The sequence below is a fragment of the Bradyrhizobium sp. 40 genome (assembly GCF_023100925.1).
In the GTDB taxonomy this organism is placed as follows: domain Bacteria; phylum Pseudomonadota; class Alphaproteobacteria; order Rhizobiales; family Xanthobacteraceae; genus Bradyrhizobium.
The window spans coordinates 3,899,908-3,912,290 of the sequence record NZ_CP064688.1; the positions used below are offsets into that span (position 1 = coordinate 3,899,908).

24 protein-coding genes are annotated in these 12,383 nt (G+C 61.5%); 13 read left to right on the forward strand and 11 right to left on the reverse strand.

The annotated features are described in order from the left end of the window. Nucleotides 1–29 precede the first annotated feature (29 nt). Entirely contained in the window at nucleotides 30–323 is a 294-nt protein-coding gene (locus IVB40_RS18950; protein WP_035975008.1) for a hypothetical protein, read from the reverse strand. Nucleotides 324–621: 298 nt separating this feature from the next. Between IVB40_RS18950 and IVB40_RS18955 the strand changes: the two genes are divergently transcribed. Together IVB40_RS18955 and IVB40_RS35785 are read left to right on the forward strand one after the other, a co-directional pair. Continuing rightward, nucleotides 622–837 carry a hypothetical protein gene (locus tag IVB40_RS18955; protein ID WP_247815955.1) on the forward strand — a complete coding sequence of 72 codons (216 nt, stop codon included), beginning with the start codon at nucleotides 622–624 and terminating at the stop codon, nucleotides 835–837. A gap of 77 nt (nucleotides 838–914) precedes the next feature. Next, nucleotides 915–1,040 (forward strand): hypothetical protein, encoded by a 126-nt coding sequence (locus IVB40_RS35785; RefSeq protein ID WP_106943514.1) that lies wholly within the window; start codon nucleotides 915–917, stop codon nucleotides 1,038–1,040. Here the strand turns inward: IVB40_RS35785 and IVB40_RS18960 are convergent. Then, nucleotides 1,037–1,234: a hypothetical protein gene (locus IVB40_RS18960; RefSeq protein ID WP_085353591.1), complete on the reverse strand. Its 198-nt coding sequence runs from the start codon at nucleotides 1,232–1,234 to the stop codon at nucleotides 1,037–1,039. The genes IVB40_RS35785 and IVB40_RS18960 overlap by 4 nt on opposite strands. A gap of 762 nt (nucleotides 1,235–1,996) precedes the next feature. Next, nucleotides 1,997–2,149, reverse strand: coding sequence for a hypothetical protein (locus tag IVB40_RS18965; protein ID WP_197031199.1), 153 nt, complete (start codon nucleotides 2,147–2,149; stop codon nucleotides 1,997–1,999). Nucleotides 2,150–2,451: 302 nt separating this feature from the next. On the opposite strand from IVB40_RS18965, the gene IVB40_RS18970 reads away from it, so the two are divergent. Beyond that, nucleotides 2,452–2,679 (forward strand): hypothetical protein, encoded by a 228-nt coding sequence (locus IVB40_RS18970; RefSeq protein ID WP_247286144.1) that lies wholly within the window; start codon nucleotides 2,452–2,454, stop codon nucleotides 2,677–2,679. Between the two features lie 236 nt (nucleotides 2,680–2,915). On the opposite strand, the gene IVB40_RS18975 is transcribed toward IVB40_RS18970, so the two are convergent. Together IVB40_RS18975 and IVB40_RS18980 are read right to left on the reverse strand one after the other, a co-directional pair. Continuing rightward, nucleotides 2,916–3,092 carry a DUF2934 domain-containing protein gene (locus tag IVB40_RS18975; RefSeq protein ID WP_084462276.1) on the reverse strand — a complete coding sequence of 59 codons (177 nt, stop codon included), beginning with the start codon at nucleotides 3,090–3,092 and terminating at the stop codon, nucleotides 2,916–2,918. Nucleotides 3,093–3,252: 160 nt separating this feature from the next. Then, nucleotides 3,253–3,549 carry an HU family DNA-binding protein gene (locus tag IVB40_RS18980; protein ID WP_007591377.1) on the reverse strand — a complete coding sequence of 99 codons (297 nt, stop codon included), beginning with the start codon at nucleotides 3,547–3,549 and terminating at the stop codon, nucleotides 3,253–3,255. A gap of 411 nt (nucleotides 3,550–3,960) precedes the next feature. Between IVB40_RS18980 and IVB40_RS18985 the strand changes: the two genes are divergently transcribed. The 7 genes from IVB40_RS18985 to IVB40_RS19015 all read left to right on the forward strand — a co-directional run bounded on the left by IVB40_RS18985 (nucleotide 3,961) and on the right by IVB40_RS19015 (nucleotide 7,870). Continuing rightward, entirely contained in the window at nucleotides 3,961–4,146 is a 186-nt protein-coding gene (locus IVB40_RS18985) for a hypothetical protein (RefSeq protein WP_007591378.1), read from the forward strand. Nucleotides 4,147–4,391: 245 nt separating this feature from the next. After that, the gene (locus IVB40_RS18990) at nucleotides 4,392–4,694 is read left to right on the forward strand and encodes a hypothetical protein (RefSeq protein ID WP_247815957.1); all 303 of its coding nucleotides are present in this window, start codon (nucleotides 4,392–4,394) and stop codon (nucleotides 4,692–4,694) included. A gap of 126 nt (nucleotides 4,695–4,820) precedes the next feature. After that, a complete protein-coding gene (locus tag IVB40_RS18995) occupies nucleotides 4,821–5,093 on the forward strand; it encodes a hypothetical protein (RefSeq protein ID WP_247815958.1) in 273 nt (90 codons plus the stop codon). A gap of 339 nt (nucleotides 5,094–5,432) precedes the next feature. After that, on the forward strand, nucleotides 5,433–5,639 hold the full coding sequence (locus tag IVB40_RS19000) for a hypothetical protein (RefSeq protein ID WP_035962874.1): 207 nt from the start codon (nucleotides 5,433–5,435) through the stop codon (nucleotides 5,637–5,639). A 204-nt stretch (nucleotides 5,640–5,843) separates the two neighbouring features. After that, nucleotides 5,844–6,353: a hypothetical protein gene (locus IVB40_RS19005; protein WP_247815960.1), complete on the forward strand. Its 510-nt coding sequence runs from the start codon at nucleotides 5,844–5,846 to the stop codon at nucleotides 6,351–6,353. A 170-nt stretch (nucleotides 6,354–6,523) separates the two neighbouring features. Continuing rightward, entirely contained in the window at nucleotides 6,524–7,534 is a 1,011-nt protein-coding gene (locus tag IVB40_RS19010) for an acyltransferase (RefSeq protein ID WP_247815962.1), read from the forward strand. A 132-nt stretch (nucleotides 7,535–7,666) separates the two neighbouring features. Further along, nucleotides 7,667–7,870: a DUF3072 domain-containing protein gene (locus IVB40_RS19015; protein ID WP_051462968.1), complete on the forward strand. Its 204-nt coding sequence runs from the start codon at nucleotides 7,667–7,669 to the stop codon at nucleotides 7,868–7,870. Between the two features lie 140 nt (nucleotides 7,871–8,010). Here IVB40_RS19015 and IVB40_RS19020 read toward each other — a convergent pair whose 3' ends face one another. From IVB40_RS19020 to IVB40_RS19030, 3 genes are all read right to left on the reverse strand, one after another. Next, nucleotides 8,011–8,241 (reverse strand): hypothetical protein, encoded by a 231-nt coding sequence (locus IVB40_RS19020; protein WP_027569924.1) that lies wholly within the window; start codon nucleotides 8,239–8,241, stop codon nucleotides 8,011–8,013. A 338-nt stretch (nucleotides 8,242–8,579) separates the two neighbouring features. After that, nucleotides 8,580–8,849 carry a hypothetical protein gene (locus IVB40_RS19025; protein ID WP_247286148.1) on the reverse strand — a complete coding sequence of 90 codons (270 nt, stop codon included), beginning with the start codon at nucleotides 8,847–8,849 and terminating at the stop codon, nucleotides 8,580–8,582. Between the two features lie 5 nt (nucleotides 8,850–8,854). Next, entirely contained in the window at nucleotides 8,855–9,055 is a 201-nt protein-coding gene (locus tag IVB40_RS19030) for a hypothetical protein (RefSeq protein ID WP_247397858.1), read from the reverse strand. A gap of 302 nt (nucleotides 9,056–9,357) precedes the next feature. Between IVB40_RS19030 and IVB40_RS19035 the strand changes: the two genes are divergently transcribed. The 3 genes from IVB40_RS19035 (at nucleotide 9,358) to IVB40_RS19045 (ending at nucleotide 11,384) form a co-directional block, all read left to right on the forward strand. Continuing rightward, nucleotides 9,358–9,756 (forward strand): VOC family protein, encoded by a 399-nt coding sequence (locus tag IVB40_RS19035; RefSeq protein ID WP_247815964.1) that lies wholly within the window; start codon nucleotides 9,358–9,360, stop codon nucleotides 9,754–9,756. A 228-nt stretch (nucleotides 9,757–9,984) separates the two neighbouring features. Continuing rightward, complete coding sequence (locus IVB40_RS19040) at nucleotides 9,985–10,437, forward strand: VOC family protein (RefSeq protein ID WP_027517781.1); 453 nt, start codon at nucleotides 9,985–9,987, stop codon at nucleotides 10,435–10,437. A 308-nt stretch (nucleotides 10,438–10,745) separates the two neighbouring features. Then, nucleotides 10,746–11,384, forward strand: a complete 639-nt coding sequence (locus IVB40_RS19045) for a glutathione S-transferase (protein WP_247815965.1) — start codon at nucleotides 10,746–10,748, stop codon at nucleotides 11,382–11,384. Between the two features lie 109 nt (nucleotides 11,385–11,493). Here IVB40_RS19045 and IVB40_RS19050 read toward each other — a convergent pair whose 3' ends face one another. The 3 genes from IVB40_RS19050 to IVB40_RS19060 are packed head-to-tail and all read right to left on the reverse strand — an operon-like array spanning nucleotide 11,494 to nucleotide 12,224. Beyond that, nucleotides 11,494–11,661 carry a hypothetical protein gene (locus IVB40_RS19050; RefSeq protein ID WP_007591410.1) on the reverse strand — a complete coding sequence of 56 codons (168 nt, stop codon included), beginning with the start codon at nucleotides 11,659–11,661 and terminating at the stop codon, nucleotides 11,494–11,496. A 5-nt stretch (nucleotides 11,662–11,666) separates the two neighbouring features. Beyond that, entirely contained in the window at nucleotides 11,667–11,912 is a 246-nt protein-coding gene (locus IVB40_RS19055; RefSeq protein ID WP_247286153.1) for a hypothetical protein, read from the reverse strand. Nucleotides 11,913–11,969: 57 nt separating this feature from the next. After that, the gene (locus tag IVB40_RS19060) at nucleotides 11,970–12,224 is read right to left on the reverse strand and encodes a PilZ domain-containing protein (RefSeq protein WP_007610106.1); all 255 of its coding nucleotides are present in this window, start codon (nucleotides 12,222–12,224) and stop codon (nucleotides 11,970–11,972) included. Between the last annotated feature and the right edge of the window lie 159 nt (nucleotides 12,225–12,383).

The following is a 12,383-nucleotide window of genomic DNA, read 5'->3' on the forward strand; positions in this document are numbered from 1 at the left end:
TTGCTCCGGGCTTTTCATTTGGTCAGCCGTTACCAGTGACGGTAATAATGGTGGCGGCGGTAGTACGGTCCATCGCCGTAATAGGCGTACGGACCGGGGCCGTAAGCATAAGCCGGGCGGCCATAGTAGCCGTACCCCGGGCCGTAGCCGTAGCCGTAGGGGTGGGACGCGGCGACGGCGCCCGCGGTGATGGCGCCGGCGGCGAGGCCGAAGGCGAGGCCCGGACCGATGCCGCGGCCGCGCGCCTCGGCGGGCGCAGGCGCCGCGACCGCGGTCACGCCGACGGCCGCAACGGTAGCCAGAACTGCCAGTGTCTTCCTCATCATCAATCTCCTCCTTCGTGTCTCGCATAAACAACGCCGGCGCGGTGCGATGGTTGCGTGCAAGGCTGTGGAACCGAGCTGGGATTAAATCCGCCACGCATGGAACAGGCGCGCGTTCCGCGAATTGCTTGTTCAAGTGCGGACGCCTCCGCCATCCGGTTGAGGCAACAGCACCAAGACCCCGTCAGCATCACCAATGCTGGCGGGGTTTTCAGTTTCACGGACAGCAAATTGGCAACGCAGCACAATTGCTGCCAGCGGGGAGCGCCTAGGAGGATATAAAGTGCCGATATCCAGATTGCTGGCCCGTATCCGCAGGCTGGTTCCCCGATCCGGCGATCAGCATTACGACGAGATCGTCCGCAGTTTTGGTGTCGGCACGCTGCGCCCGCCGCCGACGCCGATGAGCGACGGCGAGTTGGCGCGGGCCATTGCCGAGTTCCTTAAGGAACAGCCGTCGACCGAGTCCGTAGGCGCCCTCGGCCGGCGGCTCGACCCCACCACCCCGCTTTGAGGCGCCAGTCCGTCTTGTCCGGGAACATGCGCTTCGCGCGCACGTTGCCGTAGCCTTCAAGGAGAAAAGAGGCCGACATGCCCGTGTGGCTCGAAGTCCTGCTCAACCTGTCCGGTTATGCCGGTTTCGTGGCGCTCGCCTCACATGGCACCGCGTGCCCAGGGAATTGCGCCGACCATCAGATCTCCGGCGACGACCGTTAATTCGTGTGAGGTGGCTGGCCCGCCGTGCGCATCAGCCTGTCGGCCTTGACCGCGACACGCGTGTCCTCGAGCTGTGGCCGCAGCGAGACGCTGATCACCACGAACGCCAGACAAAAGAGCGTGCCGACGATGGCGACGCGCCGGTAGGTGTGGCGGTCGCCCTGATAAAAGCTCGGTTCTGAAAAAGGTGTCATGAATTCGTTCTTGGCAAAATTGCTTGTTGGCCAAAGTCGCTTGTTGGCAAAGTCGTTTCCAGACGTCGCCAGACACACTTATCCCAAGCAGCGGCAAGCGCAACGCGATTGGGCTTTTAACCTAACCGAATAGGGTTATCGGCTTCGCGGCAAGCTTCCGTTAGGAGTTCGCCAAGCGCCTTCAGAACTCGGCGAGCCGCCTCAAGCTCGCGCGAAAGCCGAGGCTGCGGAGCTTGTGGCGATCCGCCGTCCGGCTTTGTTCCAGCTTCACCTGCTTTTCGTTCTCGAAGAACGAATCGGAATCGCAGAAATCGGCGCGAAGCAGGTCTTAACACTTCGTTTGTGCGCAAACGATCGCATCATCGCCAACGATCGCGCGCTCACATCGCGTCTTCGGATTTCGATCGCGGTGGCACCTGCGGCACCGACGGCCTGCCTTTGCGCAAGCGCGGGTGCCGGTCGTACCAAAACACTTTTGCGATCTCTGCAAACATCTCGAGAAACCAGCACGCATCCATGTCGCGTCTCCCTCGCCTGATCTCGTAGCGAGGAGACGCCAACGGGACTGTGCCAAGCATCACGCCGGCTTGGTCAGGAAGGGCATGTCCCGCATCGACACAGAAGCCACGGCTTGTTCTGCATCCGACTCCATTTCGTTCGCAAGGAACGAATCGGAGTCGAGGAATCAGCGCAAAACGATTCCTAACGATCGGTGAAGGCAGGCGCGATTGGCCTGTTATCATCGACGTAGTGCGACGCTCATCACGCCGCGCGCTTCACCGTCTCCTTCCCCGACAGATCCTTCTCCGAAAAGCATTCGAGGATCTGGATGCGGAGTTCTTCCGCGGCCGGACCTTCGAGCTTCCTGAGCTGATTCCAGAGCCTGATCACTTCGCGTTGTTTCTCGACAGTCATGGGCACCTCCAACCAAATGGTCGCCGCCAAAAGAGATACTTCACTAGAACAAACTAAGAACAAAAAGTCCAGCCTTTCCCTGCGAAATCCGCGGGGCCTATCGTCTCGAGCCTTCTTGAGCCTTCCGCGCGTCGGCGCGGTTGCTTTTTGGGTTTTCAACCTTAAGTTCGAGAACGCGGCCGGCGGCGCGGCGCTGAAATCCCATCGCAGCCAGCCAGGAAGGCCCCGTGCGAAAGCGCGGGGTTTTTCTTTTGGGGAACGCGCCATGGCCCTCCCCGTTAGTCATTCCGGAGCGAGGGACCGTGACCAGAAAATACTACGCCGTCGAGGTGGTGCGTCAGATCGAGGAGACCGTGGAAATCATGGTCGAGGCGCCGGATCAGACCGCCGCACATGATGCAGCGCTCGCGCATCTGAAGGCGCGCGGCTCCGAGTATCAGTGGCTCAATCCCAAATGCGATCTCGTCGTCTGGCGCGAGCGCCAGGTCGATACGCCGGCGATCGTCGACGTGTCCGTGTCGGCGGAGTAGCCGCCGGAACGAATTTTTTCGTCTCGCGTTGTCAAACCGAATTCAGTGGTGCTGGCGGCATGTCGCGACGCGGCCGACCAGCTTGAAGAGCCCCGGTCCCTAAGCCCGGGGTTTTTCTTTGAGGCCGCCATCCAAGCGATGGCCCGAACAGCAAAGCAGCCACCCGGGCGTTACGCCGGGTGGCTGCTTTGAGAACTGTCGACGCTCGCCTCTGTCCGCCTCTTAGACCGGCAAAGTCAGACCGGCAGATTGTCGGTCATCCCGGGCGGGACTTCGCTTTGCTTGGTCCGCTCGGCGAGAAGCTCTTTTTCGGCCTCGTACCAGAAGGTGTCCATCGTGCCCGCGGGCTCGCCGGCCTCCTTCCAGAGGTGATAGGCGCGGTTTCGAATCTCTACTTCACTGAGACCAGTCATGTGATTTCTCCCTTTCGGAAGCAAAGCCTGACGACGCCCAAGAGTTCCCTAACAGAGTTCCTTATTGGTTCAGCACAAGCAAGCGGTCATTGCAGCACTCCGCGGCAGCACTCCGCGAAAAAGAGGGTCCACAACGAAAACGCGAGCCCTTGGCGAGCCCTTAGACGGAATCCTTGGCCACCTTCAGCGGCGAGGCCTTCACCGACTTGCTCGCCGGCTTCGCGGCGAACTGCATCGGCTCCTTGGTGAAGGGATTGACGCCCATGCGGGCTTCGGTCGCCGGCTTGTTCACAACCGACATCTTGACGAAGCCGGGAATGACGAACTCGCCGGACTCGTTGAGCTCCTTGTAGCCGACGGTTGCCATGTACTCGATGACCGACTTCACGTCGTTCTTCGACAGCTGCGTACCCTCGGCAATTGCATCGATCAACTGAGTCTTGGTCATCTTCGCCATGTCTGAATTTCCTTCTGTGCGCGCGAGCAGGCTTTGCTCAGGACGCGGTCCAACCGCGCAACGCGCTTCTGATTCATGCCAACTTTCATGAAGTGACGGGGCTTAGAACCCATCGACGCCCAAAACGCAAGCAGGGGGTTTTGGGGGAGCCCGGACGCCCCGGCAAAGATGCGGCAGCTTGCGCCGTTTCCGCGTTGAACCATTTTCTCCCTGAGGCGTCTAACTCTTTGAAGTCCCCAAGCTTCACCCTCGTCAGAGAGCCCCGCTTCCCCCAGGCGGGGCTTTCGCCTTTTCCGGGGGACCCGGCCGCGCAATGCCGATCAGGCTGGCCCCCAGGTCTGCGCCTGGGGCCGCGCGGGTGACCGTCACAAGGCAGGTTCTCTTTTCCGGTCATCTCCTGCATAATGCGGCATGGCAAAAACAAAAGTGACCTTCAAAACCGTCCGCATTGCAGACAACGACTGGAAAATCCTGGCGGATTACCCGGACAGCGAACAGCGCGAAATCAAGGGCTTCACCAGCAAGGCAGATGCCGACGACTGGATCAACGGCGACCGCAAGATCGCGTGGCTCCGCTCCCAGGGATACGCCAAGTAAAGCGCGCATAAAGTCACGCGCGCATCGTGTGACGCCCTTAGGGGTATGAGGCGCGCTTCGTCCCTCCCCGTTCCAGATGTTCTTTCCGTGCCGGCGCATTGCCGAGCAGGCGGCAATGCCCGCTTGTCTATCGCCTCGCGGGGGGCGCCCGGTCGAGAAACCTGTTGCCGGGCATGCGCCGTTGAGACTTCGGTAACCTAACCCCTCCAAGCTCCTCTCAGTATCGTTGCGTTGGAGTACCCACAGTGCTGGATTTTAACGAGCTGCGTGAACTCGCGGCCGATGTTCGCGTGTTCGTCGAAATTGCCGAAGACAAGGCCGAAGCGCTGCGCGCCGTCATCACGGCCTATGACGTGGTGCTCGCGATCTTCCCGTCCGAAGAGGGCATGGGCCTCCACGTCATCAAGGGCGGCGAGATCCTGGACCAGATTGCAAAATCACGAACCCATGCGAGCTACAGCCACACCGCCATCGCGGTTCCAGACCTGGAGCATGCGGAAGTGCTCAAGCACTTGACGGGTCCGGCCGACCAGCGGATTGCGGCTTAGAGCGCTTTCAAGCGAAGTCGATAGCGGTTCGCGCGCAGACGAGAATTTTTGCACTCTGGAACGCCCTGTTTTAGGAACAGGGCTTCTGCGCTCCCGTTGGCTTACTCAACCAACCAGGAGTTTGAGATGAAGAAGCTCATCATTGCGACCGCCGCCCTCGGCCTCATGTGCGGCTCTGCCTTTGCCCAGACCCAGACCGGCCCCGCCGCGCAGTCGGACAACATGCAGAAGCCCGGCATGAACAACGCGGACAAGGGCACGATGACGAGGGGCACGACGGGCATGAGCCATGACGGCACGAGCAAGGGCGGAATGGTGAGGCCCGACGCCTCCGGCCAGGGCGGCTCCGGCCCCGGCAGCGACCAAGGCGGCACCAAGACACGCAGCAACATGAAGTAAGCCGGTTTCCTGTATCGCTTGCCTCTTGGCCGCGTCGCTTTCCAAAAGGCGGCGCGGCCATTTCATAACGGGTCCTCGATGGAAACCTGTCGCCCGAAGCCGCGTTGTCCAACGCACTGCCGGGTGACAACCGGACGCAATGGGGATGTTGGACGCGGCGCATTTTTCCGGTTTCTGCCCGCGACATCAACGCATCGGTACGCGCTGACAACTAACCTGTTCCCGGCAAGTGCACTCTTACAAAGTGCACTCTTACAAAGTGCACCCTTACAAAGTGCACCCTCAATACTGCACTCCTCACATAGGTGCGCGCACCGGAACGGTCAGGTCTCGCGCGAGTTGACCTATTACCAGGACAAGGAGATCGTCATGAGCGTTGAAGGTAAAGTGAAGGAAGGCGCCGGGTTCATCAAGGAAGAGATGAACGAACACGGCAAGTCCCCTGAGAGCCAGAAGAAAGCCCAGGAAGGTCGCGACTTGCGCAACGAAGGCCGGATCGAAGATGGCAAGCCGCCGAAGACGACGAAGCCCGGCACCGGTCACTAGACCCCGTTTCGAAAACCCCGTTTGCTAAAACCGCCCCTGGTCATGTCAGGGGCGGTTTTTCACGTTCATGACCAGGCGATATGTGACCATGCGATCTTTCGGTGGTGCGATCCTCCAACGATAGCGGACGTCTCGAACCATGCAGCGCGATGCTGGTAGAACGCTCCGGCTGTTGTATGGTCGGACGTTTCTTACGAGGGGCTGATGAAGATTGCCATTGTTGTCGCCGGCGTGATCGTTGTTGCCGCGGCCGTTCTCGTGGCGGTCCAGCCGAGCTTTCTGAAGCCTGCGTCACTGGCACTCGTGCAGAAGTCCGACATCCTCGGCTTTTCGCCCGGCATGACATTCGACGAGACCAACAAGCTCATCACGCAACGTCGCTACCGCTGCCGTCAGCTTCGCGATTCCTACGTCCTCGAATGCGCAGTCGACGGCGCCAAGGTCACGATCTTTGCCGACGACGTCGACCCCAAGAATCCGGACCCCAAACATCCCATCTGGCGCGTCAACGCGGAGTTGAGCAATCCGGGCCCCCAAGACGCTGCCGTCAAATCGATATCCGACCAGTTCAACGCCCAGCCAACCGGGGATGCCCCGGAGGGATGGATATGGACCGTCGGTCGTGGGCTGAAGCTGAGCTACGACGGCGCCGCCTTGAAGCTGGTGGACGAGGCAGAGGAAATCAGGCGGGGCAAGCAGGAAGCAAAGCGCTAGGGAGTGCTCCTGTGGTCGTGCCTTGGAGGAAGGGCACAGCAATCAATCCGCCTCAGATGCATGCCTCACCCTAACGCATCCGACACCCATTCTATCGCATCCGCGCAACTGTTCCTTAATGGGTTTCTCGCCTAAATTGCACTATTCTGGAATGAACGTGGCGAGGCTTGGTGCGAATCTTCGCGGGTGTACAGGCGATGCGCGGCGTCGCTGCGCTGTCGGTGGTCTGCGGACACGCGATCAGTGCGCGACCCGACATGGTCGGGCCGGAGCTTGCCGAGGGTGCGCTGACGATACTTGCGAGCGGCGTCGACATCTTTTTCGCGATCTCCGGCTTCATCATCGCGACCACCGCGACGGCACAACACAACCCGCTGGATTTCGCTTTCAGACGGGCCCTCAGAATTTTCCCGCTCTATTGGCTGGTGTTGCTGGCGGCGTTTGTCAGCTCCTCCTGGATCGCGCTGGCGCCGGGCGACCGCCCCGCTCTCGATCTCGGAACCATCTTCGCATGGACCTATCCGAACTGGTACCTTGGCCCAGCCTGGTCGCTGGCTTTCGAACTGCACTTCTACGTCGCCGTCGCCATCGTCCTGGCGATCAAGCCGGACCGGCTGTTCGAGATCTTGTTCGCTGGATTCGCCCTGGTCATTCTTGCTCTCGTCTTCGGCCTGGAGGCCGGGATCTACTTTCATCCGCTGGTGCTGGAATTCGGTGCCGGCGTTGTCATCGCCTATCTCCAGAGAAGCGGACGATTGCGCTTTTCGCGCCACTTCCCCGCCGTTTCCGCGGGCCTGTTCGTGGCCGGGTGGTACTGGATTTTCGTACGCGGCGCGGCCGACCCGCAATTCGCGCGCGTCCTGACCTATGGCCTCGGCGCGGGATTGCTGATCCATACCGTGGTCGCTGTCGAGATCGAGGGGCGATCCTTCTCACCGGTCCTGCAATGGCTCGGCAAGATCTCGTACGCGTTGTATATCGTCCATTATCTGGTGGTGAAATGGATCGCCAGCTTCGACGGACTGTGGCTTCTGTCGACCGTCGGGACAACCATCGCGGGCATCCTGCTCTCCATCGGTCTCGCCGCCGCTTTGCACGTCGCCGTTGAGGCACCGATCCTCGATTGGGGGCGCAAGCTAAGTCTGATGCGCAGACGCCGATCGCTGCCGGCCGTTCCGTGATCATCTCCCGACGCTGATCCGGGCAAAGTGCGCCCCTGGCTGCGTCAGGGGCTGGCCATGAACAAATAAGGAACAAAAAGCATCAGTCGGCATTGAGCCTGAAAAGGAGAGATCGCCGTGACTGACAACAAGATGGCTGGCAACACCGCAGGCAACACCCAAAAGGATCCGAAGGATTGGGTCTCCGGGGACGACCCGATGACCGGCGCCCAGGAATCCTACCTCAAGACCCTCGCCGAGCAGGCCCACAAGCCCCTCCCCAAGGAGGATCTGACCAAGGCAGAGGCGTCAGAGCTGATCGACACGATGCGGCAGAAGGCCGGGCTCGAGAAGTAAACGGCGCTGCATTTCGAAACACGAGAGATGGGCGGCGGCTGACAGGGAGGCCGCCCATCGCCGCCCTCTCACGAAGCGCCAATTCACCCCCATCATCGCTGGCGAGCGCGGGCCCTCTGCGGCAGGTCGCCGCCAGACAGCTAATCGCTTTCGACGACCCTCACAGCCAGCTCAGCGACCGCACGCCGGCCGGCCGCGACGAGGCCGTCGATCTCGCGTGTCTCGTGCTTGGCGCAGTGGATGATCCGTTCGGCGACATACCGGCGCGCGGTGTAGGCTTCCATCACCTCAGGCATCATCTCGCTGACGCGCTCCAGCGCCCTGTCCATGTGCGACAGCGTTCGTTCGTTGAACTCCTCCAGAAGCAACATCACCTGTCCTCAAACTCATAATGAATACGGCTAGTCGTGTTGGCGGGCGGACGCCGATCGAGGCATGCACGCTCCGTCCCGCGAGACGGGAGAGCCTGACTCCACCGATGATCTGAAGTGCCGCCAATACTGGAAAATTGCAGGCGTTCGGCCAACGCGGCATTCACAAACGTTAAGCGTGATGCGTTTCGTTGGCACCTGCGGCGTCAGTGCACTATCCCGTAAGGTAGCCGTCGGTGCTCGCGAACAGCACCGCAATCACGCAGTTAACTGCGTGTCACCGTAATGCGTAATTCCCGACGCATAGGCCAAGATCTGACCCCACGGTCATTGCCAGATCACTTCGGCAGACCGCGAATTGCCAGCTTGACGACTGTAAGGACAACGAAGGCGGGCGCGCCGTAAACGATTGCATTCACGGCCCAAGTGATGGCGACGCCCAGGAAAACGGAACTGCCAACCGCTCCCCAGAAAAGGTAGGCTGCGGATATGCCCGGCATCTCCCATGCCATCACAGCGATGGAGTAGTCGGTGAGCTGCTCCATGACGAGCAGCACCGTTGAGACGAGCGCCCCGATTGCCAGTGCGACGATGAGAACGGATTTCATTGTGTTCAAAGGCCCAACAGCCCCATCAAGATCGGAATCATAAAATAAGCTGCCAAGCCGAGGAGGCCTCCTACGGCAAGCTTCACCCAACGCCGTTGGATTTTCGGGTCGAGCCATGTCGCCAGTTTGACCCAGAGCGCATACGCCCATCCAGCAACAATCGAGCGGATCAGTGCAAACAGAAGCTCACCTAGGATATTGGCCATGGCCGTTAGTCGCGTCATTGCCGCGAGGAGTTCATCTGCGAGCGGCTACACAAGCCTGTCCACCCGTGAGTGAGGTGGCCAATTCTGCGGTTTGCGTCACCGTTCTGACGGCCCGGTTCGCGCTGTCGGGCGCTTCGCGTGAAGGGGCTCGTGGTCTAGCGCTTGAGCACTGCCATCGCAATTCATGCCCTTAGTTCGCACGCTCGGCGCGGCGTCGTGACTGCTGACATCAGGGTGGCAGCAGCGGTGTGCGACGAGCCCCGCGATGCCGCTCAAATCTGCGGTCAACCAAAGGACATGCCATGAAGTTCGCCTCCACTCGCCTGATCGCCACCGACATCAAAAGCATGGTTTCGTTCTACGAAATGATCACCGGAGTTTCCGCCGAATGGCTCGCGCCGGTGTTCGCCAAGATCGTGACGCCGGGCGCCAACCTGGCAATCGGCGCAGCCGAGACGGTCGCGCTCTGGAAAGAAAATAGTGCCGAGCCCGGCGCCAATCGGACCGCCGTGATCGAGTTTCAGGTTGAGGACATCGATGCGGATTATGAGCGCCTGAAAGACAAGGTCATGCTGGTGCACGAGCTGAAAACGATGCCATGGGGCAACAGGACGTTCCAGTTTCGTGACCCCGAAGGCACCGCAGTATCGCTCTTCACGCCGCCGGCCGAGCAGGCCGGAAAGCGCCTCGCGACGCAATAGGCTGCGGCAGCAGACCGCCCCGCACACACTGCCAATGGCGCGTGTGCGCCACTGGATTTGCGGTGAAAGTGCATTGAAATTTCGCCGGCTGATTTACTTCATCAGCCGGCTTCGCCCTCATGCACATGTGCACCCGCCCCCTGCCCCTCCTCGGATTTTCCTGCTATCTCCTACTCCCTTCGGCTCGGCCGAACCAAAAACCCTCCATCCACCCAGGGAGCAACAACCATGCGATACCTCCACACCATGCTGCGCGTGCGCAATCTCGATGTCGCGCTGAAGTTTTACCAGGATGCGTTGGGGCTGAAGGAGGTGCGGCGGATCGAGAACGACAAGGGGCGTTTCACGCTGGTGTTCCTGTGCTCGTCGGACGATCTCGAGGCGCTGAAGAAGCAGCCGCAGACGCGCGGCGCGCCGCTGGTCGAGCTCACCTGGAATTGGGACGAGGAAAAATACGGCGAGGACCGCTTCTTCGGCCATCTCGCCTATGAGGTCGACGATATCTACGCCACCTGCGAGAAGCTGATGAAGGCCGGCGTCACCATCAACCGGCCGCCGCGCGACGGCAACATGGCCTTCGTCCGCTCGCCGGATCTGCACTCGATCGAGATCTTGCAGAAGGGCGACCCGAAGCCGCCGCAGGAGCCGTGGTCGTCGATGCCTAACATCGGCCATTGGTAGAGCCTTTCCGCGGGAACCAGCCCCTGCCCTAAGCGTTCTCTCTTCGACAATGCAATTGGAGGAGGACACGATGGGACGCGGAATTTTGTTGTGGATGCTGGGTGTGCCGATCCCGGTTATCATCTTGCTGTGGCTGTTCTTCGGCCGCTGATCGCCTGACCAGCTTGACCTTGCAATGAAAGCTCCGCCTCGGGCGGAGCTTTTTGCATGCGGACCTTTGGCATGAGAGGATCGGCGCAATCACGCGTCGCTCGCCGCAGTGAATTCCGCTATCACCCGCGCCGAAAGAAACGCTTGGGGAGGATGACGTGCCGGACCAAAAACTGACGATCTGGGGCCGCGCCAATTCGGTCAACGTGCAGAAGGTGCTGTGGTGCCTCACCGAGCTCGGCCTGGCTTACGAGCGCATCGACGCCGGCATGGCTTTCGGCAAGACCCGCGAGGCCGACTATCTCGCGATGAACCCCAATGCGCGGATCCCGACGCTGGTCGAGGGCGACTTCACGCTGTGGGAGTCCAATTCGATCATGCGCTATCTCTGCCTCGCGCACGGGCGCGGCACGCCGATCTATCCCGAGGCGCCGAAGCTGCGCGCCAGCGTCGACCGCTGGCTCGACTGGACGCTGTCGATGGTGCAGCCGGTCGACCGCCCCGTGTTCTGGGGCCTCGTGCGCACGCCGCTTGCCGAGCGCGACATGATCCAGCTGCAGAAGGATGCGGATGCCGCCGCCGAGGTCTGGGCCATCGCCGACCGTCTGCTCTCCACGCGTCCGTTCATGGACGGCGATGCGTTCACCCTCGCCGACATGGCGATCGGCGCCTATGCGCGGCGCTGGCTCGGCGTCGAGGGCATCACCCGGCCCGCGCAGCCACATCTGACGCGCTGGCTCGCCGAGCTCGGCAAACGGCCCGGATTCGCGCAATTTGTGGCACCGCCGATGTCGTGACCGGTGACGCGGCTTAAAGCCCGTTGAGAGCACGATGAATCGGCACTTCGCCGCGTGCCGCCAAGAGGTGGCGGCTACTGTGCATGGGGTTGTTTTCGCGTTTTTTTGTTTAGGGCCAACCGCGCTCGAAAAGCAGCACGCAGAAAATCAGCACGAGCGTCACGGCCGCGGTGGCGAGCCGCGCAGTCCAGCTCAGGCCGCGGCCGACCCACCACAGCAGCGCGCAATACATCACGAACGGGACGATGATTTCGGGCCGCATGATATCAGGTGGCATCGAGGTCAGCGCCTGATCGTGGTCTCGACGCTGATCGAGCCGCCGATCTTGACGCAGGTGCCGGTGCTCTCGACCAGATGGAAGCCGCGGCCATAGGCGGCGCAGGAGCCCGCTTTCGCGCTCCCGCCGGCACCCTTGAGCGGCAAGGCCTTGCCGGTCTGCGGGCGCTCCGGAGGCGGCAGACGCAAGGCTTCCGCCGCGGCCGCGGACATGGTCAGCAACGAGATCAGGATGAGGAGCGGCGCACGCATGCGGGCCGTTCTAACCCGAACCGGCGCCGCGCGCCATCGAGGTCACTTTGCCCGGGGTCAGATGAACTTGATGCCGGCCGATTTGCCGCGGCGCCACACCACCTGGCAGCTCCGCCCGGTCCGCGCATCGCGCGCGAACGCCATCCGGATCACGCCCGGGAGCTGGCTCGCATCCTCGTCCAGCGTGATCTTGGCGCCCGTGGCGGAGATGTCCTGGACCAGGCATTGCCGCGCCGCGAATCCGCCCTCGAGCGTGATCCAGGCATGCTGCGACAGCGACTTGCGGGCTGCGCGCTTCTTGGGCGGTGGCATCGGCTCAAATTCTCCCCCTCCAGCGTTAGCTCAGGGAACCTAAGAAACCGTTGAATTCGCCCCGAATGATCCGGCGGAGGATGCTATCCACCGGTGCCAAAAGACCGTTCCCGAACGGCTTGCCCAGGGCGCCAAAGGCCATTATAGGTTCGCCCGCTG

Excerpts from the sequence above, each read along its gene's own strand:
- IVB40_RS19015 (WP_051462968.1), top strand. The coding sequence starts at position 7,667 with ATGGCTGGCAACACCGCAGGCAACACCCAAAAGGATCCGAAGGATTGG.
- IVB40_RS19030 (WP_247397858.1), bottom strand. The coding sequence starts at position 9,055 with ATGGCCAATATCCTAGGTGAGCTTCTGTTTGCACTGATCCGCTCGATT.
- IVB40_RS35785 (WP_106943514.1), top strand. The coding sequence starts at position 915 with ATGCCCGTGTGGCTCGAAGTCCTGCTCAACCTGTCCGGTTATGCCGGT.
- IVB40_RS19055 (WP_247286153.1), bottom strand. The coding sequence starts at position 11,912 with ATGCGTGCGCCGCTCCTCATCCTGATCTCGTTGCTGACCATGTCCGCG.
- IVB40_RS18985 (WP_007591378.1), top strand. The coding sequence starts at position 3,961 with ATGGCAAAAACAAAAGTGACCTTCAAAACCGTCCGCATTGCAGACAAC.
- IVB40_RS18975 (WP_084462276.1), bottom strand. The coding sequence starts at position 3,092 with ATGACTGGTCTCAGTGAAGTAGAGATTCGAAACCGCGCCTATCACCTC.
- IVB40_RS19005 (WP_247815960.1), top strand. The coding sequence starts at position 5,844 with ATGAAGATTGCCATTGTTGTCGCCGGCGTGATCGTTGTTGCCGCGGCC.
- IVB40_RS19050 (WP_007591410.1), bottom strand. The coding sequence starts at position 11,661 with ATGCCACCTGATATCATGCGGCCCGAAATCATCGTCCCGTTCGTGATG.
- IVB40_RS19040 (WP_027517781.1), top strand. The coding sequence starts at position 9,985 with ATGCGATACCTCCACACCATGCTGCGCGTGCGCAATCTCGATGTCGCG.
- IVB40_RS19060 (WP_007610106.1), bottom strand. The coding sequence starts at position 12,224 with ATGCCACCGCCCAAGAAGCGCGCAGCCCGCAAGTCGCTGTCGCAGCAT.
- IVB40_RS19020 (WP_027569924.1), bottom strand. The coding sequence starts at position 8,241 with ATGTTGCTTCTGGAGGAGTTCAACGAACGAACGCTGTCGCACATGGAC.
- IVB40_RS18980 (WP_007591377.1), bottom strand. The coding sequence starts at position 3,549 with ATGGCGAAGATGACCAAGACTCAGTTGATCGATGCAATTGCCGAGGGT.
- IVB40_RS19035 (WP_247815964.1), top strand. The coding sequence starts at position 9,358 with ATGAAGTTCGCCTCCACTCGCCTGATCGCCACCGACATCAAAAGCATG.
- IVB40_RS19025 (WP_247286148.1), bottom strand. The coding sequence starts at position 8,849 with ATGAAATCCGTTCTCATCGTCGCACTGGCAATCGGGGCGCTCGTCTCA.
- IVB40_RS18950 (WP_035975008.1), bottom strand. The coding sequence starts at position 323 with ATGAGGAAGACACTGGCAGTTCTGGCTACCGTTGCGGCCGTCGGCGTG.
- IVB40_RS18995 (WP_247815958.1), top strand. The coding sequence starts at position 4,821 with ATGAAGAAGCTCATCATTGCGACCGCCGCCCTCGGCCTCATGTGCGGC.
- IVB40_RS18960 (WP_085353591.1), bottom strand. The coding sequence starts at position 1,234 with ATGACACCTTTTTCAGAACCGAGCTTTTATCAGGGCGACCGCCACACC.
- IVB40_RS18965 (WP_197031199.1), bottom strand. The coding sequence starts at position 2,149 with ATGACTGTCGAGAAACAACGCGAAGTGATCAGGCTCTGGAATCAGCTC.